Source organism: Streptomyces sp. NPDC031445 (genome assembly GCF_055581365.1).
On record NZ_JBVIJO010000007.1, the window covers coordinates 361,935 to 383,110 of the forward strand.

General features: G+C 71.2%; 5 protein-coding genes. All 5 read left to right on the plus strand.

Going from position 1 to position 21,176, the window contains the following annotated elements:
• Positions 1-121: 121 nt before the first annotated feature.
• The 5 genes from ACZ5DC_RS21090 to ACZ5DC_RS21110 all read left to right on the plus strand — a co-directional run bounded on the left by ACZ5DC_RS21090 (position 122) and on the right by ACZ5DC_RS21110 (position 21,055).
• Positions 122-739 (plus strand): helix-turn-helix domain-containing protein, encoded by a 618-nt coding sequence (locus ACZ5DC_RS21090; RefSeq protein ID WP_468654776.1) that lies wholly within the window; start codon positions 122-124, stop codon positions 737-739.
• A gap of 5 nt (positions 740-744) precedes the next feature.
• The gene (locus tag ACZ5DC_RS21095) at positions 745-2,142 is read left to right on the plus strand and encodes an MFS transporter (protein WP_468654778.1); all 1,398 of its coding nucleotides are present in this window, start codon (positions 745-747) and stop codon (positions 2,140-2,142) included.
• Positions 2,143-2,401: 259 nt separating this feature from the next.
• A complete protein-coding gene (locus ACZ5DC_RS21100; protein WP_468654780.1) occupies positions 2,402-9,145 on the plus strand; it encodes an amino acid adenylation domain-containing protein in 6,744 nt (2,247 codons plus the stop codon).
• Positions 9,146-9,191: 46 nt separating this feature from the next.
• Positions 9,192-17,069 (plus strand): amino acid adenylation domain-containing protein, encoded by a 7,878-nt coding sequence (locus ACZ5DC_RS21105; protein WP_468654782.1) that lies wholly within the window; start codon positions 9,192-9,194, stop codon positions 17,067-17,069.
• Positions 17,066-21,055: an amino acid adenylation domain-containing protein gene (locus tag ACZ5DC_RS21110; RefSeq protein ID WP_468654784.1), complete on the plus strand. Its 3,990-nt coding sequence runs from the start codon at positions 17,066-17,068 to the stop codon at positions 21,053-21,055. Before ACZ5DC_RS21105 ends, ACZ5DC_RS21110 begins: the two co-directional genes overlap by 4 nt.
• The last annotated feature ends 121 nt before the right edge of the window (positions 21,056-21,176 follow it).

Sequence of the window (21,176 nt, forward strand, 5' to 3'; positions counted from 1 at the left end):
GGTTCCGAGCCGACGCCGCCAACAAGCCACGCACCGACGGATATCAGCCATTGCCGCTGTGCGGAGAAATCTGTGCACAGAACTCTTTGCAAAGGAGTCTGTGCGAAGCTAGCTTGGAGCCATGGAACACCTCGAACAGCCCTCCCAGGTCCAGCTGAACGCCCGCAACCTGCGGGGCGTCGCGCATCCGCTACGTGTGCGGATCCTGACGGTTCTGCGGACGGAGGGCCCGGCCACGGCGACCACGCTCGCCCGGAGGCTGGACCAGAACACCGGCGCGACCAGCTATCACCTGCGCCAGCTCGCCGAGTACGGGTTCATCGTCGAGGCGCCGTCACAGGGCGGCGGCCGCCGTGAACGCTGGTGGCAGGCCGCGCACGTCAACACGGTCGTACCGGACGACTCGGTGCTGGCGGGCGGTGAGGGTCTCGGCATCGCCTACCTGCAAGCCCTCAGCCGGGTCTGGTCCGACGCGATGACGGCCGCCGTCGAAGCGACCGCCTCGCTGCCGCCGGAGTGGCGCGAAGCCCAGGACTTCGGCGACTACGTGCTCACACTCACCCCCGCCGAGGCCAAAGAGCTGTCGGCGGACATCCACCGGCTGCTCCGCCGGCGCAACTCCGCGCCGCGGACGGCGGGTTCGCCGCTGCCCGAGGGCGCGGCACGGGTCGCCTTCCAGTTCCAGTTGTTCCCCACCAGTGCGGACCGGCACGTCTCCCACCCCCCGGACTCGGAGTGAGAAAGATGACCTCTCGGCACGCGGCCGCCCAGCAGGCGGCCGACAGCGGCACACGCACGCCCTCCCCGGACGCCCCGGCCGACGGGCCCCGGGTCCTGCGCGGACTGGTCGGCATGCTCTCGGCCAACGCGGCGGCCTTGTCGGCCAACCGGGTGCTCTCCATCGCCCTGCCCTGGTTCGTCCTGACGACGACCGGCAGCGTCGGCAAGACCGGCCTGGTCGCCTTCTGCCAGATAGTGCCGTACGTGATAGCCCAGGCGCTGGCCGGGCCGGTCATCGACCGCCTCGGCCCCAAGCGCATCAGCGTCGCCGGCGACCTGGCCTCCACCGTCGCGACGGCCACCGCCCCGCTGCTCTACCTCACGGGACACCTGTCCTTCGGCCTGCTGCTGGGGTTGCTGGCCGTGGTCGGTGCGGCGGACGGCCCGGCCAATGGGGCCAAGGGGCTCTTCGTGCCGGCGGCGACCCGCGCGGCCCGGGTGCCGCTGGAACGGGGAACCGGCCTGTCAGCGGCGGTCGAGCGGACCGCGACCACCATCGGACCGGCCATCGCCGGCGTGGTGGTCGCCTCCTTCGGCAGTCTCTACGCCCTGTGGATCACCGCCTGCCTGTTCGGCGTGTCGGCGCTGGTCGTCTCCACCACCCTCAGCGACCCGGCGCCCGAGCCGCACGAGACGCCGGTGGAGGAGGCCGAGGGCTACCTGTCGCGGCTGCGCCAGGGCGCCGTGTTCCTGCGCGACGCGAAACTGCTGCGGTCCATCGTGGGCATGCTGGCCGTCACCAACCTGCTCGACCAGGCGTTCATGTCCGTGCTGCTGCCGGTCTGGGCGAAGGAGACGGGCAACGGCGCGGAGGCCGTGGGGCTGGTGGTCAGCGTCTTCGCCGCGACATCGATCCTCGCCGCGCTGGTGGCCGCGGGAGTGGGCGAGCGGCTGCCCCGGCGTACCGTCTACCTGATCGGCTTCACGCTGGGCGGAGTCCCGCGCTTCGCGGCCATGGCCACGGGCGCGCCGCTGTGGCTGGTACTGGCGGTGCTGGCGGTGGGCGGCCTGGGGTCGGGCTTCGTCAATCCGATCGTCGGGGCCGTGACGTACGAGCTGATCCCCACGCCGCTGCTGGGACGGGTCAAGACGCTGGCCCAGGCCGTCACATGGGCGGGCATCCCGTTCGGCGGGCTGCTGGGCGCGGGGCTGGTGACGGTGGCGGGCACCTCGGGTGCGCTGTGGATCGTGGGCGGGCTCTACCTCGTCGCCATCGGCGTGCCGGCCCTGAACCGGGAGTGGGCGGGCATGCGCAAGCGGACGGCGTCCGACACGAGCCCCGTCGGCACCACGCCCGAGAGCGGGAATGCGGCCGGCACGGCTTCCCTGCCCGGAGCGGAGACGGCCGGGGCGGTGGCCTGAGCCGCGGTACGGAACCGGCGCCGGCCGGGGCGGTGGGACCGCCCCGGCCGGCCGCCCGCTTCCCGCGCCCGCCTCCCCGGCACGCGCGACTCCGCCCGGCGGGCGCACCTCCCCGTGGCCGACCCCGAGGGGCAGAAGTGTCCACGTCCGGCGGGCAGAAGTAACCAGTTATCTCTCCAAGATCGCTCTGCGAGCATCGGATTCGGCTGAGTTTCCGAGGGCTTTCGCGAATGGTCGACGACGAGGAACTGGTGGACACATGACGACGAATCCGATGGTGGCCGCGGCCTCCGGACAGGTGGCCGAGCAGGGCGGATTCTCCCCGGCCGAGGCCCGCGTCGCCGCGGTGTGGAATGCGGTGATCGGCACTGAGGTGACGGCGGCGGAGGACGAATTCTTCCAGCTGGGCGGAACCCGCTCGCAGGCGAGGGAAATGGCCCGCCGGATCGCGGAGGAATTCGGTTCGGAATTCGGCGCGGAACCGCTGCCCGAGCCGCTGACGGTGCGGGCGGTGGCGTCCTTCCTCGCGGAGGAGGCCCTGCTGAGGGCCCGCCGGCTGTTCGAGTCCTCCGACTTCGACGCCGGGGAGGTGGCGGACGCCATGGGCGCCCTGGTGGCGGCCGGGGCTCCGGACGACGCTCCGGCCATACCCCGCACACCCCGCGACGGGCGCCCGCTGCCGCTGTCGTTCGCACAGCGCCGGCTGTGGTTCCTGGACCAGTTGGAGCCCGGCCGGGCCGAATACCTGATCCCCATGGGACTGCGCATCCGTGGCCGGCTGGACGTCCCGGCGCTGCGTGCGTCGCTGTCGGAGCTGGTGGCCCGGCACGAGGTGCTGCGCACCCGCTTCGTCAGCGACGCGGACGGCAACCCCGGACAGGTCGTCGACCCGCCCAGGCCGCTGCCCCTCGCCGTTCACGACCTGCGATCCGTCGCCGGGGAGCAGGCGCGCGAGGAGGCCGCCACCGCGCTCGTGGACACCGAGGGCTTCCGCCCGATGGACCTCGGCACCGGACCGGTGGTACGCGCGCTGCTGATCCGGCTGGCCGACGACGAGCACCTCCTCGCGCTGACGGTGCATCACATCGCCTTCGACGGCTGGTCGGCGGGGGTGCTGTCACGGGAGCTGACCGAGCTGTACGGCGCACGGGTCGCGGGCAGAACCGCCGACCTGTGCGAACCTCCCCTGCAGTACGCCGACTTCGCGGTCTGGCAGCGCCAGTGGTTCACCGGCGACGTACTGGCGGAGCAACTGGACTACTGGCGCGGCCGGCTGGCCGGCACCGAACCGCTGGAGCTGCCCACCGACCGACGGCGTCCGGCGCGGCACAGTGGCAAGGGCGCCATGCTCACCTTCCGCGTGCCCGCGGAGACCGCCGACGGCGCCCGGAATCTCTCCAAGGAGACCGGCGCGAGCCTGTTCATGACCCTGCTGGCGGTCTTCCAGCTGGTGCTGTCGCGCTACAGCGGCCAGGAGGACATCGCGGTCGGCACCCCGATCGCGGGCCGCAACCGGGCCGAGATCGAGAACATGATCGGCTTCTTCGTGAACACGCTGGTCATGCGCACCGACCTGTCCGGTGACCCGACGTTCACCGAGCTGCTCGCCCGGGTCAAGGAGACCGCGCTCGGCGCCTACGACCACCAGGACCTGCCCTTCGAACGCCTGGTGGAGGAGCTGGCGCCGCAGCGGGACCTGTCGCGCAACCCGCTGTTCCAGACGATGTTCGTCCTCCAGAACACCCCCGACAGCCGGTCGTGGGAGCTGCCGGGCCTGAGCGTGCGGCAGCTCGACGTGTCCGCCCAGGACTCCAAGTTCGACTTCACCTTCTACGCCACCGAGGCCGCCGACGGCGCTCTGGACGGCACCGTCGTGTACTCCACCGACCTGTTCGACGAGGCCACGATGGTGCGGCTCGCCGGACACTTCGAGACGCTGCTGGCCGCCGCCTGCGCCACCCCGGACGCCCGGCTGTCCGAACTGGAGATGCTCACCGCCGCGGAGCGCCGGACGATCCTCGGCGAGTGGAACGGCGCCGACACCGACGCCCCGGACACGCTGACCGTCACCGCGCTGATCGGGGAGCGGGCCGCCCGCCACCCCGACGCGCCGGCCGTGACGTGCGGCGCCGACCGGCTGACCTACCGGCAGCTCGACGAACGGGCCGAGTGGATCGCCGGCCGGCTGCGCGAGCGCGGTGCGGGGCCGGGCACCCTGGTCGCGGTCTGCCTGAACCGCGGTACCGACATGGTGTGCGCCCTGCTCGGCATCCACAAGGCGGGGGCGGCGTACGTGCCGCTGGACCCCGCGTACCCCACGGACCGGCTCGCCTACATGGTCGAGGACAGCGGCGCCCCGCTGATCGTCACCCAGGCCGCGCACACCGGCCGCCTGCCCGCCCACACGCAGGCGCTGCTGCTGGACGGGCCCTGGCCCGAGGAGCCGTACACCGCCGCCGCCGGTCCGGTGGCGCAGGCCGGTCCGGACGACGTGGCCTACGTGATCTACACCAGCGGTTCCACCGGCCGTCCCAAGGGCGTGCAGATCACCCACGGCGCGCTGCGCGCACGGATGCGGGAGACGAGCCGTGAACTGGGGCTCACCCCCGAGGACCGGGTCCTGCAGTTCGCGTCGATCGCGTTCGACTCCTCGGTGGGCCAGCTGTTCGCCCCGCTGATCTCGGGAGCATGCCTGGTGCTGCGCGACGACGCCTGGGACCCGGGCCGGCTCGCGGAAGCGCTGCGCGAGCACCGGGTCACGGTGGCGTGGCTCACCCCCTCGGCGTTCGGGGCGCTCGCCGCGGACCTGGACGGACCCGACGCGCTGGGGCCGGAGCTGCGGCTGGTCCGGCTCGGCGGCGAGGCGCTCCAGCGGGAACAGGTCCGGGAGTGGTTCCGGCACTGCGCGGTTCCCCTGGTCAACGGCTACGGACCCACGGAGGCCGCACAGGAGGCGACGACCGCCAGGATCACCGGGCCCGTCGACCGGGTGCCGATCGGCCGTCCGGTCGCCAACGCCAAGGTCTTCGTGGTCGACCGCCACGGCCGGCCGGTGCCGGTGGGAGTGCCGGGGGAGATGTGGATCGCCTGCCCCGGACTGGCCCGCGGCTACCTCAACCGGCCCGAGCTGACGGACGAGAAGTTCACCGTCGTCGACGTCGACGGCGCCCCCCGGCGCGTCTACCGCACCGGGGACCACGCCCGATGGCTGCCCGACGGACGACTGGAGTTCGTGGGCCGCGCGGACAACCAGGTCAAGCTGCGCGGCTACCGCGTCGAACTGGGCGAGGTCGAGACGGCGTTGCTCGCCCACCCCGAGGTCACCGGCGCCACCGTCATGCTGCGCGAGGACGTCCCGGGAGCGCAGAGGCTGGTGGCGTACGTGGTGCCCGTGGGATCCCTCGACGTGAACGCGCTGCGCGCCCATCTCCGGCGCGACCTGCCGGACTACATGGTGCCCACGGCCTTCGTGCCGCTGGAGCGCATCCCGCTCACCCCGAACGGCAAGACGGACCGCCGGGCGCTCCCCGCCCCCGCCTCCGACCGGTCCGGACTCGACGCCGAGTACACCGCGCCGCGCACGGACACCGAACGCACGGTGGCCGAGGTGTGGTCCGAGGTGCTGGGCGTCGACCGGATCGGCGTGCACGACGACTTCTTCGCACTGGGCGGCCACTCCCTGCTCGCCACCCAGGTCGTGTCGCGGCTGCGCCGGCGGCTCGGCGCCGATGTCCCGGTGCGCACGCTGTTCGGCGCTCCGACCCCGGCACTGCTGGCCGAGGCCGTCACGGAACTGGACGGCACCGGAGCCGACCGCATCCCGTCGGCACCGCGCGACAGCGGCCCGCCGCCGCTCAGCTTCGCACAGCAACGACTGTGGTTCCTCGACCAGTTGGAGCCGGGCCGGGCCGAGTACCTGCTGCCCTTCGCCTTCCGCATCCGCGGCCCCCTGGACATCGACGCCCTGAACGCCGCGTTCACCGCTGTGGTGGCACGCCACGAGATCCTGCGCACCCGGTTCGGCACGGACGCCGCGGGCTCGCCGGTGCAACTGGTCGACCCGGCACGGCCGGTGCGGATGCGGATACGGGACCTGCGCGGGGTGAAGGACGCCACCACCCGCGAGGCCGCCCTGGCGGACGTACTGCGCGAGGACGGACTGCGGCCGGTCGACCTCGGCACCGGACCGATGCTGCGCGCGCTGCTGGTACGGCTGGCCGACGAGGAGTGCGTCCTGGCGGTCACCGTGCACCACATCGCCTTCGACGGCTGGTCGGTGGGCGTGCTGGTGCGCGAGCTGTCCGCCCGGTACGCGGAAGCCGTCGCGGACCGGCCCGGCGCGTCCGGGCCCGGCCCGCTGCGGGTGCAGTACGCCGACTACGCGGTGTGGCAGCGCTCCTGGCTGTCCGGGGCGCCGCTGGAGCGCCAACTCGCCTACTGGACGGAACGCCTGGACGGCCTGGAACCGCTGGAGCTGCCGACCGACCACGCCCGGCCGGCGGAGCGCGGCGGACGGGGCGAGGTGGTCCGGTTCTCGGTGCCCGCAGACGTCGCCGCCCGTGCCCGCGCGGTGTCCGCCGAGAGCGGCGCGAGCCTGTTCATGTCCCTGCTGGCGGTCTTCCAGCTGCTGCTGGCCCGCTACAGCGGACAGCGGGACATCGCGGTGGGCACCCCGATCGCGGGCCGCAACCGCGCCGAGACGGAGGACCTGATCGGCTTCTTCGTCAACACCCTCGTCCTGCGCACCGACCTGTCCGGCGACCCGACGTTCGCCGAACTCCTCGACCGGGTCAAGGACACCGCGCTCGGCGCCTACGATCACCAGGACCTGCCCTTCGAACGCCTCGTGGAGGAACTCGCCCCCGACCGCGACCTGTCCCGCAACCCCCTGTTCCAGACGATGTTCGCGTTGCAGAACGCACCGGGCGCGGACGCCTGGAACCTGCCGGGCCTGTCGGCGGAACCCGTCGAGATGCCGGTCCGCGACGCCAAGTTCGACCTGTCGATGTACCTCGCGGAGGCGGCGGACGGCACGCTGGACGGCGCCGTGGTCTACGCCGACGACCTGTTCACCGAGGACACCGCGCGCCGCATGGCCGGCCACTTCACCAACCTGCTGGCCGCGGCCACGGCTCGCCCGCACAGCACGCTGTCCGAGGCGGAGATGCTGGACGCGGACGAGCGGCACCGCATCCTCACCGAATGGAACGACACCGCCTCACCCGTCCCGACGGCGACCCTGCACGGGCTGTTCGAGGAGCGGGCGGCGCGGAACCCGGACGCGGTGGCCGTCGTCTGCGGCACCGAGAACCTGACCTACCGTCAGCTCGACGAGCGGGCCAACCGCCTCGCCCACCGCCTCCGCGCCGTACCGGGCATCGGCCCCGACGTACCCGTGGGCGTCTGCCTGGAACGCTCGCCCGCCATGGTGTGGACGCTGCTCGGCATCCTCAAGGCCGGCGCCGCCTACGTGCCACTCGACCCGGAGCACCCGGCGGAGCGGCTGGCGTACCTGGTGGCGGACTCCGGCGCGCCGATGGTCGTCACCGACACCGCGCACGCCCCCCTGCTGCCGGAGGGCCTGGACCTGCTCCACGTGGACCGGCCCGCCGACCTGCCGGACACCCTGCCCACGCACGCACCGGACCCCGTCGCGGACCCCGGCGACCTGTGCTACCTGATCTACACCAGCGGCTCCACCGGCCGCCCCAAGGGCGTCCGCATCGAACACCGCGGAGTGGTCAACTACCTGGCCGGCATGCAGCACGCGTTCCCGCTCGCCGAGGGCGAGGGATTCCTCCAGGCCACACCGCTGTCCTTCGACGTCTCGGCGTACGAGATCTTCTGGCCCCTGTGGCAGGGCGCCACGGTCGTGCTGGTACCCGGTTCCGACCGGCTCGACATGGCCGAGGTGTCCCGCCTGATGCGCGCCCACCGCGTCGTCGGCCTGCACTTCGTGCCCAGCCTGCTGGACCTGTTCGTCTCCCGGGTACGACCGGGGGACTGCACCCACCTGCGGTACGCCTTCGCCAGCGGCGAACCGCTCCAGCCGACACTGGTGAGCCGGTTCACCGAACGCTTCCCCGGCGACCTCGTCAACCTGTACGGCGCCACCGAGGTCTCGGTCGACACCACCTACTGGCGGGCCCCTCGCACGGGCCCCGCCGGACCGGTCCTCGCCGGCCGTCCCATGGTCAACCAGACGGTGTACGTCCTGGACCCGGACCGCCGCCCGGTACCCGCCGGCGTGCTCGGCGAGGTGTACCTCGGCGGCGACAGCGTCGGTCGCGGCTATCACCGGCGGCCCGACCTCACCGCCGAGCGCTTCGTCGCCGACCCGTTCCGCGGCGGCCGGATGTACCGCACCGGCGATCTCGGCCGGTTCACCGCGGACGGCGAACTGGACCTGCTGGGACGCATCGACCGGCAGGTGAAACTGCGCGGCGTCCGGGTCGAACTCGGCGAGATCGAGGCCACACTGCTCACCCACGGCGCGGTCGGGGCCTGCGCGGTGGTGGTCCGGCAGGACACCCCCGGCGACAAACGCCTGGCCGCCTACTGCGTGCCCGTGCCCGGCGCCACCGTGGACGCCGGAGCGCTGCGCGAGTGGGCCGCCGAACGCCTGCCGCGGGCCATGATGCCGTCCGCGTTCGCCGTCCTGCCCGAACTGCCGCTCAACCGGAACGGCAAGGTCGACCACGCGGCGCTGCCCGCTCCCGGCAACGACGGCGACAGCACGGCCCGGTACACCGCGCCGAGGGACGAGATCGAGGCGGAGATCGCCGGGGTCATGGCCACCGTGCTCGGCGTCGAACGCGTCGGAATCCACGACGGCTTCTTCGAGGCCGGCGGGCACTCCCTGCTCGCCATCCAGCTCGTCAACCAGGTGGAGTCGGTGACCGGAGTGCGCATCAGCCTCCGACGCCTCTTCCAGTCGCCGACCGTCATCGGCATCAAGCAACAGCTCGTCGACCTGTTCGACGCCCCGGAACAGGACTCCTGAACCAGCAGCCACTGCTCGCACGAGAAGACGAAAAGGACGGAACATCATGGGCGAGAACTCGGTCGAGGCACGGCTGCTGTCACGCATGCGGCGGCGTGCGGAAGCGGCCCGGATCGCACGCGGTGACCGGGAGGCCGGACCGCTGCCGTTGTCGTTCGCACAGCACCGGCTGTGGTTCCTGGACCGGTTGACTCCCGGCAGCCCGGAGTACCTGGTGCCCACGGCGCTGCGGGTGCGGGGCGCGCTGGACGTCACCGCGCTGGGCACGGCCCTGTCGGGCCTGGTCGCCCGGCACGAGGTGCTGAGGACGTCGTTCCCGGCGGACGACAGCGGCACACCGCGGCAGGTGATCGCCGCACCCTGGCCGGTGGAGGTCACGGTCCACGACCTTCGGGCCGAGGCGGACGCGGAGACCCGCGCCGGCGAAGTGCTGCGCGCCGAGGCGACGCGTCCGTTCGACCTGGACGCGGGCCGGCTCCTGCGGGCCGACGTGGTGCGGCTGGCCGACGACGACCACTTCCTGCTGCTGATGGTGCACCACATCGTCTCGGACGGCTGGTCCTCCGGGATCATGGCCCGCGAACTGCGCGAGCTGTACGCGGCCGCCGTCGCCGGACGCGAGGCGTCACTGCCCGAACTGCCCATCCAGTACGCCGACTTCGCCGCCTGGCAGCGCGAGCGGCTCACCGGTCCGGAAATGGAGCGCCACCTCGCCTACTGGCGCGAGCGCCTGGCCCGGGTGACGCCGCTCGAACTCCCCACCGACCACCAGCGTCCGGCGCGGCCGAGCGGCGGCGGCGACGTGGTCACCTTCTCGGTGCCGCGGGAGGTGGCGGAGGCGCTGCGGTCCACGGCGAGCGGGCAGGGCGCGAGTCTGTTCATGGCGCTGCTGTCCCTGTTCCAGATCGTCCTGGCCCGTTACTGCCGGCAGGACGACATCGCGGTGGGCACTCCGATCGCGGGCCGCAACCGCGCCGAGACGGAGGACCTGATCGGCTTCTTCGTCAACACCCTCGTCCTGCGCACCGACCTGTCCGGCGACCCGACGTTCGCCGAACTCCTCGACCGGGTCAAGGACACCGCGCTCGGCGCCTACGACCACCAGGACCTGCCCTTCGAACGCCTCGTGGAGGAACTCGCCCCCGACCGCGACCTGTCCCGCAACCCCCTGTTCCAGACGATGTTCGTGCTCCAGGCGCCCGGCAGCGCGGAGGGCCGGGCGTGGGAGCTGGAAGGCACGCGGACCGAGCCGGTCGAGATCGAGCGGGGTGTCGCCAAGTTCGACCTGACGCTGACGGCGGTCGAGTCGGCAGACGGACTGCGCGCGGTGCTGGAGTACCGGACGGATCTGTTCGAGCGGGCGACGATCGAGCGCATGGCCGGTCACTTCGCCACCCTGGCCGCGTCGGTGGCGGCCGCACCGCGGGCGCGCCTGTCGGAACTGAACATGCTGACGGAGCGGGAGCGGCAGGAGGTCCTGGTCGACTGGAACGGTGTCACGGGCTGCTACCCGGACGCGGCGACGATCCACCGGCTCATCGAGGACCGGGTCGCTGCCGATCCGGACGCGGTCGCCGTCACTCACGGCGAGCGGTGCTGGACCTACGCGGACATCAACGCGCGTGCGAACCGTCTGGCCCATCATCTGCGTGGCTCGGGCATCACTCCGGACACCCTTGTGGCGGTGTGCCTGGAGCGTTCGCCGGATCTGATCGCCACGCTGCTGGGGATTTTGAAGGCCGGTGCCGCGTTCGTCCCTCTGGACCCGGAGTATCCCGCCGACCGCATCACGTACATGGTCGAGGACGCGGACGCACCCCTTGTCGTCACCAGCACTGCTCTGGCTGATCGTCTGCCGGACACGGTCGACCGTCTGCTGGTCGACACCGGGTGGCCGGCCGGTCCCGACACCGATCCGGAGCCGTTGGCCTCGCCGGACGATCTGGCCTACGTCATCTACACCTCGGGTTCCACGGGCAAGCCCAAGGGTGTGGCCCTGGAACACCGGGGTGTGGTCAACTACCTGCACTGGTGTGACCAGAACTATCCGCCTGGTGCTCCCGGCGGTATCGGCAGCATCCTCTACTCGTCGGTGACGTTCGACCTGACGATCACCGCGCTGTTCCTGCCCCTGATCCAGGGCCAGCAACTGGTCGTACCGGTGACCGAGCCCGGTCAGACGGCGTTCGACGCGGCGATCGACCTGGTCTGCACGGACGTCCCGATCAGCTTCCTCAAGGCGACGCCTTCGCACCTGGAAGTCCTCGCCGCCCACCTCGAAACACGAAACGCGCACCACCGCATCACCACGATCGTCGCCGGCGGCGAGAACCTCTCGCCCCAGCTCGTCGCGCGACTGCTGGAGGCCGGCAGTACGCCGACGGTGATCAGCAACGAGTACGGCGCGACCGAGGGCTCGGTGGCGAACGTCATGAGCCTGACCACGGAACCGGACCCGCATGGGGGGACGACGACCCTGGGCCGGGCCATCACCAACACCACCGTCTACGTCGTCGACCATCACAACCAGCCCGCGCCCGTCGGTGTCCCCGGCCACGCCCTGCTGGGCGGCATCTGCCTGGCGAGGCACTACCACAACCGGCCTGAGCTGACCGAGCAGCGCTTCACCGCCAACCCGCTCAGCCCGCCCCGCCCCGATCCGCGCACGTATCAGACCGGCGACCTCGTCAAGTGGCGTCAAGACGGGACGCTGGAGTTCATCGGCCGGATCGACAACCAGGTCAAGGTGCGCGGCTACCGCATCGAACTCGGCGAGATCGAGAACGCCTTGGCAGGCCATCCCTACGTCCACGCCACCGCAGTGACCGTGCGCGAGGACACACCCGGCAACAAGCAGCTCGTCGCCTATGTCGTCCCCACCCCGGGACACGAGCCGGGCGCCGTCGAACTGCGCAGACATCTCCAGCAGCAGTTGCCCGACTACATGGTCCCGGCCACCTACGTCACCCTCGACCAGCTCCCGCTCACCCCCAACGGGAAGGTCGACACCAAGGCGCTCCCCGCGCCCGACCACCACCGGCCCGACCTCGGCACCACCTACACCGCACCCCGGAACCCGACGGAGGCGGCCATCGCCGGCGTGTGGTCCGACGTCCTCGGCGTCGACACCGTCGGCATCCACGACAACTTCTTCGCACTGGGCGGACACTCGCTGCTCGCCACGCAGGTGACCTCGCGGCTACGGCAACGGCTCGGGGCGGACGTCCCGGTGCGCGCCCTGTTCACTTCGCCCACACCGGCCACACTGGCCGAGGTCGTGCGCGAGCTGGAGACGGCCGACAAGGCGCCGCTGGTACCCGTCGACCGTGGCAGCGGTCCCCAGCCGTTGTCGTTCGCGCAGCAGCGGCTGTGGTTCCTGGACCAGTTGACACCGGGCAGCGCCGAGTACCTCGTACCGTTCGGTCTGCGGGTGCGGGGCGCCCTCGACGCCGGTGCGCTGGGCAGGGCGTTCACCGGCCTCGTGACCCGGCACGAGGTGCTGCGCACCCGGTTCGTCACGGACGACTCGGGCCGTCCCGCACAGATCGTGGACGCGCCGTGGTCGGTCACTCCGGTGCTGCACGACGTCCAAACCGGCTCGGCGGCCGAGCGGGAGCGGGCCGCACTGGAGATCATGGCAGCCGAGGCACGGAGGCCGTTCGAGCTGGACGGCGGGCGGCTGCTGCGGGTGGACGTGGTCCGCGTCGCGGACGACGACCACTACGTGCTGATCACGCTGCACCACATCGTGTCGGACGGCTGGTCCTCCGGGATCATGGCCCGCGAACTGCGCGCGTTGTACGCGGCCGCGGTCGCCGGGCGTGAGGCGTCACTGCCCGAACTGCCCGTCCAGTACGCGGACTTCGCCGCCTGGCAGCGGGAGCAGCTCAGCGGTGAGTTCCTGGAGGGGCAGTTGGCGTACTGGCGCGAGCGCCTCGCGGGGGTGCCGGCCCTTGAACTGCCGACCGACCACGGGCGGCCGGCCGAGCGGGAGGGTGCGGAAGGCGACACCGTGTACTTCTCGGTGCCGCGGGAGGTGGCGGAGGCGCTGCGGTCCACGGCGAGCGGGCAGGGCGCGAGTCTGTTCATGGCGCTGCTGTCCCTGTTCCAGATCGTCCTGGCCCGTTACTGCCGGCAGGACGACATCGCGGTGGGCACCCCGATCGCGGGCCGCAACCGCGCCGAGACCGAGGACCTGATCGGCTTCTTCGTCAACACCCTCGTCCTGCGCACCGACTTGTCCGGCGACCCGGCGTTTACCGAACTCCTCGACCGGGTCAAGGACACCGCCCTCGGCGCCTACGACCACCAGGACCTCCCCTTCGAACGCCTCGTCGACGAGTTGGCTCCCGACCGCGACCTGTCCCGCAACCCGCTGTTCCAGACGATGTTCGTCTTCCAGAACACGCCGGACGACGACGCGTGGAGCCTGCCCGGCCTGACGGTCGAGCAGGTCGGCGTGGGCGGGCAGGACGCCAAGTTCGATCTCCAGCTGACCGCGGCCGAGTCGGACGGCGAGCTGCTGGCGGCCCTGGAGTACCGGACGGATCTGTTCGAGCGGGCGACGATCGAGCGCATGGCAGGCCACTTCACCACCCTGGCCGCGTCGGTGGCGGCCGCACCGCGAGCCCGCCTGTCGGAACTGAACATGCTGACGGAGCGGGAGCGGCAGGAGGTCCTGGTCGACTGGAACGGTGTCACGGGCTGCTACCCGGACGCGGCGACGATCCACCGGCTCATCGAGGACCGGGTCGCCATCGACCCGGACGCGGTCGCCGTCACTCACGGCGAGCGGTGCTGGACCTACGCGGACATCAACGCGCGTGCGAACCGTCTGGCCCATCATCTGCGTGGCTCGGGCATCACTCCGGACACCCTCGTGGCGGTGTGCCTGGAGCGTTCGCCGGATCTGATCGCCACGCTGCTGGGCATCCTGAAGGCCGGTGCCGCGTTCGTCCCTCTGGACCCGGAGTATCCCGCCGACCGCATCACCTACATGGTCGAGGACGCGGACGCACCCCTTGTCGTCACCAGCACCGCTCTGGCTGATCGTCTGCCGGACACGGTCGACCGTCTGCTGGTCGACACCGGGTGGCCGGCCGGTCCCGACACCGATCCGGAGCCGTTGGCCTCGCCGGACGATCTGGCCTACGTCATCTACACCTCGGGTTCCACGGGCAAGCCCAAGGGTGTGGCCCTGGAACACCGGGGTGTGGTCAACTACCTGCACTGGTGCGACCAGAACTATCCGCCTGGTGCTCCCGGCGGTATCGGCAGCATCCTGTACTCGTCGGTGACGTTCGACCTGACGATCACCGCGCTGTTCCTGCCCCTGATCCAGGGCCAGCAACTGGTCGTACCGGTGACCGGGCCCGACCGGACGGCCTTCGACGCGGCGATCGACGTGATCTGCTCCGGCACCCCGATCAGCTTCCTCAAGGCGACGCCTTCGCACCTGGAAGTCCTCGCCGCCCACCTGGAGAGCCGCGGGGCCCGGCATCACATCACCACGATCGTCGCCGGCGGGGAGAACCTCTCGCCCCAGCTCGTCGCGCGACTGCTCGACGCCGGCAGCACACGTACCACCATCAGCAACGAGTACGGTGCGACCGAGGGCTCGGTGGCGAACGTCATGAGCCTGACGACCCAGCCCGATCCGCATGGGGGGACGACCACCCTGGGCCGGGCCATCACCAACACCACCGTCTACGTCGTCGACCACCACAACCAGCCCGCGCCCGTCGGTGTCCCCGGCCACGCCCTGCTGGGCGGCATCTGCCTGGCGAGGCACTACCACAACCGGCCGGAGCTGACCGAGCAGCGCTTCACCGCGAACCCGCTCAGCCCGCCCCGCCCCGATCCGCGCACGTATCAGACCGGCGACCTCGTCAAGTGGCGCCCCGACGGCACCCTCGAGTTCATCGGCCGGATCGACAACCAGGTCAAGGTGCGCGGCTACCGCATCGAACTCGGCGAGATCGAGAACGCCTTGGCGGGCCATCCCTACGTCCACGCCACCGCCGTGACCGTGCGCGAGGACACACCCGGCAACAAGCAGCTCGTCGCCTACATCGTCCCCACCCCGGGACACGAGCCGGGCGCCGTCGAACTGCGCAGCCATCTCCAGCAGCAGTTGCCCGACTACATGGTCCCGGCCACCTACGTCACCCTCGACCAGCTCCCGCTCACCCCCAACGGGAAGGTCGACACCAAGGCGCTCCCCGCGCCCGATCACCACCGGCCCGACCTCGGCACCACCTACACCGCACCCCGGACGGACGTCGAGCGCACCCTCGCCGCGATCTGGTCCGAGATCCTCGGTATCGACACCGTCGGCATCCACGACAACTTCTTCGAACTGGGCGGGGACTCGATCATCAGCATCCAGATGATCGCCCGGGCCAAGAAGTTCGGTGTGCACCTCACCCCGCGGCTGATCTTCAAGCACCAGACGATCGCCGAGATCGCGGCACAGGCCGGTACGGCCACGCCGGTCGACGCGGAACAGGGCCGCGTGGTGGGGGAGGTGCCGCTGACGCCGATACAGCACTGGCTCTTCGAGAAGGACCTGCCGGCGTTCGACCACTTCAACCAGGCCGAACTCCTGGTCACCAACGGACTCGACCCCGACGTGCTGCGTCTGGCGCTGGCCGACCTGATCGAGCACCACGACGCGCTGCGCCTGCGCTGCGCGCACGAGGACGACGGCTGGCGGCAGTACCTGGACGACACCGTGGACACCGGCATCCTCGACGTACACGACCTGTCCGGTGTCGCGGACGCGTCCCTGGCGGCGGTGTCGCTGGACGTCGCGGAGGAGACGCAGCAGAGCCTCGACCTGGCCAAGGGCCCGCTGCTGAGGGCCGCCCTGCTGGAGCTGGGGGCCACACGCGGGCAGCGGCTCCTCATCGTGGTGCACCACCTGGCGGTCGACGGCGTGTCCTGGCGGATCCTGCTGGAGGACCTGGGCAGTTGCTACGAGCGGCGGGCCGCCGGGCTCGCACCCGTGTTGCCGGCGAAGACGACGTCGTTCCGGTCATGGGCCCAGCGACTGCACGGCTTCGCCCGTTCCGCGCAGGCGCGGGCCGAGTTCGCCTACTGGTCCGAGCCCAAGCCGGCCGGCCGGGTGCCGCGTGACCGGGACGGCCGCAACGACCTGGGATCCGCCGCCGGCGTCGTGGCGAGGCTCAGCCCCGAGGAGACCCGTGCCCTGCTGCGGGACGTTCCGAGGGTCTTCAACACCCGGATCAACGACGCGCTGCTCACCGCGCTGGCGCACGCCCTGCGGGACTGGACCGGGGACGACGAGACCCTGATCGGACTGGAGGGGCACGGCCGCGAGGATCTGTTCCCCGACGTGGACCTGTCACGGACGGTGGGGTGGTTCACGTCGGTCTTCCCCGTCGCCCTGCGGCTGGAACCAGGAGCCACCGATGCGGTGGCCTCGCTCGACTCCGTCCGCGAGCAGGTGGCGCGGATCCCCAACAAGGGCGTCGGCTACGGCATCCTGCGCCATCTCGGCGCCCCGGACATGGCCTCCGTACTGCGCCGGCAGCCCACTCCGGAAGTGAACTTCAACTACCTGGGGCAGTTCACCAGGGACCTGCCGGGCATCGGACGGTACGCCGGTCCCGAAGAGCCCAAGGGCCACTCGATCAGCCCGGACGGCATGCGCTGGAACGTGCTGGACGTGACCGCCGCCGTCGAGGGCGACACGTTCGGCCTGTACATCAACTACTCGACCGCGCTGCACGACCGGCGCACCGTCGAGCACCTGGCCGACGGTGTCCTCGGCCACCTGCGCGAGCTGATCGCCGGCAGCGCCGACGGAGCCGCCGATGCCCGCAGGGAGTCCCCTGGTGTTCCCCTCACCGATGTCGGTGACGCCGACATGGCCGCGATCCTGAAGAGGTTCTCGATATGAGCGCGCACAACGTGGAAGACGTCTACGGACTCTCGCCCCTGCAGTTCGGCATGCTGTACCACTCGTTGGAGGACACCTCCGACACGCGCCCCTACATGGTGCAGATGACGGAGGAGGTCGAAGGACCCTTCGACGAGACGCTGTTCGGTGCCGCCTGGCAGCAACTCGTCGACCGGCACTCGATCCTCCGCAGCGCGTTCGTGTGGGAGGGGGTGTCGGAACCGGTGCAGGTGGTGCAGCGCCGGGCCCCCCTCCCCTTCGAGGTGCGGGATCTGCGCGGCCTGTCCGGCCAGGAGGAGCTGCTGCACGCCTTCCTGGCGGAGGACTGGGCCCGGGGGTTCGACCTGTCACGGGCCCCGCTGGTCCGGGTCACCGTGCTGCGCATGACGGAGGAACGCCGCATCGTCGTCTGGTCGTTCCACCACATCCTCCTCGACGGCTGGAGCGTCCAGATCCTGCAGAAGGAGCTGTTCGCCCTCTACCGCGCGCTGCTCGACGGCACTCCCGCCGAGCTGCCGCCGACGGTCCCGTACCGCCGGTACATCGAGTGGCTCAACTCCCGGCGGGACGACGACTCCGCGGCGTTCTGGTCCGAGTACCTGGCGGGCGTCACCGAGCCCACCGCCCTGCACGTCGACCGGGACACCGGTGACACGGGAGTCGGCGAGTTCGAGGTGTGCGCCTCAGCGGAGCTGTTCGCACGGGCCCGGGACTACGCCAGGTCCCAGCGCGTCACGATGAACACCCTCGTACAGGGCCTGTGGTCGATCCTGCTCTCACGGTACAGCCGCCAGGACGAGGTGCTGTTCGGCTCGACCATCTCCGGCCGCTCGATCGACCTGCCCGGCGTCGAGTCGATGATGGGCCTGTTCATCAACACGCTGCCGGTGCGCGGCCGGCTCACGGGCGACCTGGCCGTCTCCGAGTGGCTGCGCGACCTCCAGGACGAGCAACTGGACATGCGGCAGTGGGAGTACTGCCACCTGGTCGACGTGCAGAAGCACAGCAGGATCCCGCGCGGAGAGCCGCTGTTCCGGTCCATCCTCGTCTTCGAGAACTACCCGGTGGTGCAGAAGCCGTCGGACTTCCCCGAGGGACTGACCCGGCGCCTGGTGAACTGCGTGGAGCGCACCGGGTACCCGCTGACCCTCGTCGTCTCGGCGGGCCGGGCCCTGGAGTTCCGCTTCGTCTACGACCGGAGCAGGTTCGACGCGGAGACGGTCGAACGCATGGCAGGCCACCTGGAAAGCCTGCTGGCCTCCCTGGTGGACTCACCCGGGGCACGCATCGCCGACCTGAACATGCTGACGGAGCGGGAGCGGCAGGAGGTCCTGGTCGACTGGAACGGTGTCACGGGCTGCTACCCGGACGCGGCGACGATCCACCGGCTCATCGAGGACCGGGTCGCTGCCGATCCGGACGCGGTCGCCGTCACTCACGGCGAGCGGTGCTGGACCTACGCGGACATCAACGCGCGTGCGAACCGTCTGGCCCATCATCTGCGTGGCTCGGGCATCACTCCGGACACCCTCGTGGCGGTGTGCCTGGAGCGTTCGCCGGATCTGATCGCCACGCTGCTGGGGATTTTGAAGGCCGGTGCCGCGTTCGTCCCTCTGGACCCGGAGTATCCCGCCGACCGCATCACGTACATGGTCGAGGACGCGGACGCACCCCTTGTCGTCACCAGCACTGCTCTGGCTGATCGTCTGCCGGACACGGTCGACCGTCTGCTGGTCGACACCGGGTGGCCGGCCGGTCCCGACACCGATCCGGAGCCGTTGGCCTCGCCGGACGATCTGGCTTACGTCATCTACACCTCGGGTTCCACGGGCAAGCCCAAGGGTGTGGCCCTGGAACACCGGGGTGTGGTCAACTACCTGCACTGGTGCGACCAGAACTATCCGCCTGGTGCTCCCGGCGGTATCGGCAGCATCCTGTACTCGTCGGTGACGTTCGACCTGACGATCACCGCGCTGTTCCTGCCCCTGATCCAGGGCCAGCAACTGGTCATTCCCGTGCCCGAGCCCGGTCAGACGGCCTTCGACGCGGCGATCGACCTGGTCTGCACGGGCGTCCCGATCAGCTTCCTAAAGGCGACGCCTTCACACCTGGAAGTCCTCGCCGCCCACCTCGACACACGAAACGCGCACCACCGCATCACCACGATCGTCGCCGGCGGCGAGAACCTCTCGCCCCAGCTCGTTTCCCGCCTGCTCGACGCCGGCAGCACACGTACCACCATCAGCAACGAGTACGGCGCGACCGAGGGCTCGGTGGCGAACGTCATGAGCCTGACGACCCAGCCCGATCCGCATGGAGGGACGACCACCCTGGGCCGGGCCATCACCAACACCACCGTCTACGTCGTCGACCACCACAACCAGCCCGCGCCCGTCGGTGTCCCCGGCCACGCCCTGCTGGGCGGTATCTGCCTGGCGAGGCACTACCACAACCGGCCGGAGCTGACCGAGCAGCGCTTCGCCCCGAACCCCCTCAGCCCGCCCCGTGCCGATCCGCGCACGTATCAGACCGGCGACCTCGTCAAGTGGCGCCCCGACGGCACCCTCGAGTTCATCGGCCGGATCGACAACCAGGTCAAGGTGCGCGGCTACCGCATCGAACTCGGCGAGATCGAGAACGCCCTCAACACCCACCCCGGCATCCACACCACCGCCGTCACCACCCGCGAGGACACACCCGGGGACAAGCGCCTCGTCGCCTACGTCGTCCCCACTCCCGGCCACACACCCACCACGCACCAGCTCCGCGCGCACCTCCAGCAGCAGTTGCCCGACTACATGGTCCCGGCCACCTACGTCACCCTCGACCAGCTCCCGCTCACCCCGAACGGAAAGGTCGACACCAAGGCGCTCCCCGCGCCCGACCACCACCGGCCCGACCTCGGCACCACCTACACCGCACCCCGGAACCCGACGGAGGCGGCCATCGCCGGCGTGTGGTCCGACGTCCTCGGCGTCGACACCGTCGGCATCCACGACAACTTCTTCGCACTGGGCGGACAGTCGATCAGCGCGGTCCGGGTGGTCTCCCGGCTGCGGGAGGCCGGCCTGGGCGTCGCCCTCCAGCAGATCGTGCGGCACCCGACGGTGGCCCAGCTGGCGGCCGCGCTGGACGTCCCGCAACCGGCGTCGTCCGGGCTCGTGGTGCTCCTCTCGTCCGTGGCCGATCCCAGGCTGCCCGTCCTGTTCTGCGTGCACCCGGGCGGCGGCAGCACCCACCCTTACCGGGCGCTCGCACGGTGCCTGGCGGGCACGTTCACCGTGTACGGCATCCAGGCCCCGGGTCTGAACGCGGGTGAGGCGCCGCTCGTCGGGATGGAGGCGATCGCGGAACGGTACTGGCGGGAGATTCGCACGGTGCAGCCCACGGGCCCGTGCACGATCCTCGGATGGTCGACGGGCGCCGTGATCGCGCACGCGATGGGCGTGACGGCCCCGGAGGAGGTCACCGGCCTGTTCCTGCTGGAGCCGGCGGTGACGGGTGACGACCAGCGGGACCGTTTCCAGCGGCACGCGGAGGTGTACCGCCGGGTGAGCGCGTTGTGGCGGCGCGGCCAGGAGGAGCACGGCGCCGAACGGGCCGCCACCGAGCGGGAGTTGCGGCGCCTGGCGCCGGAGATGAACATCGACGAGGAGCTGGTCACGCTCGACGAGTGGCTGCCCTACGCGGTGCTGGAGGCCGAGGTGCGGTCGCTCGCCGCCTACCGGCCCGGACGCTCGGGGGCCAGGGCGACGCTGTTCGTCAGCGACACGGTGCGTGACGGCAGCGGCGACGAGGTGCCGGAAGCCCGGTACGTCGCCCACTGGCACGGGCTGTACCCGCAGGGCCTGGCCCAGCGGGCCATGCCGGGCCGCCACATGGAGATGGTCAGGGGCGACGACCAACTGGAGCTCCTGGTCTCCACGCTCCGGGAGGCCGTGCCGGGGGCTGCCGCCGACCGGGAACGGGAGCTGCTGACGGCCTGACCGGGACACTGGCCGCACCACCGGAGCCCGACAGCCGCAGAGGGGCCCGCCACGAACGTGGCGGGCCCCTCGTCCTGTTCTCCGGTCCGCCGCCGTCCGTGAGGGGCGGTGCCGCGGTCCC

What these genes read in the sequence shown, in the direction of transcription:
- ACZ5DC_RS21090 (WP_468654776.1), top strand. Translation starts at nt 122, where the DNA reads ATGGAACACCTCGAACAGCCCTCCCAGGTCCAGCTGAACGCCCGCAAC.
- ACZ5DC_RS21095 (WP_468654778.1), top strand. Translation starts at nt 745, where the DNA reads ATGACCTCTCGGCACGCGGCCGCCCAGCAGGCGGCCGACAGCGGCACA.
- ACZ5DC_RS21100 (WP_468654780.1), top strand. Translation starts at nt 2,402, where the DNA reads ATGACGACGAATCCGATGGTGGCCGCGGCCTCCGGACAGGTGGCCGAG.
- ACZ5DC_RS21105 (WP_468654782.1), top strand. Translation starts at nt 9,192, where the DNA reads ATGGGCGAGAACTCGGTCGAGGCACGGCTGCTGTCACGCATGCGGCGG.
- ACZ5DC_RS21110 (WP_468654784.1), top strand. Translation starts at nt 17,066, where the DNA reads ATGAGCGCGCACAACGTGGAAGACGTCTACGGACTCTCGCCCCTGCAG.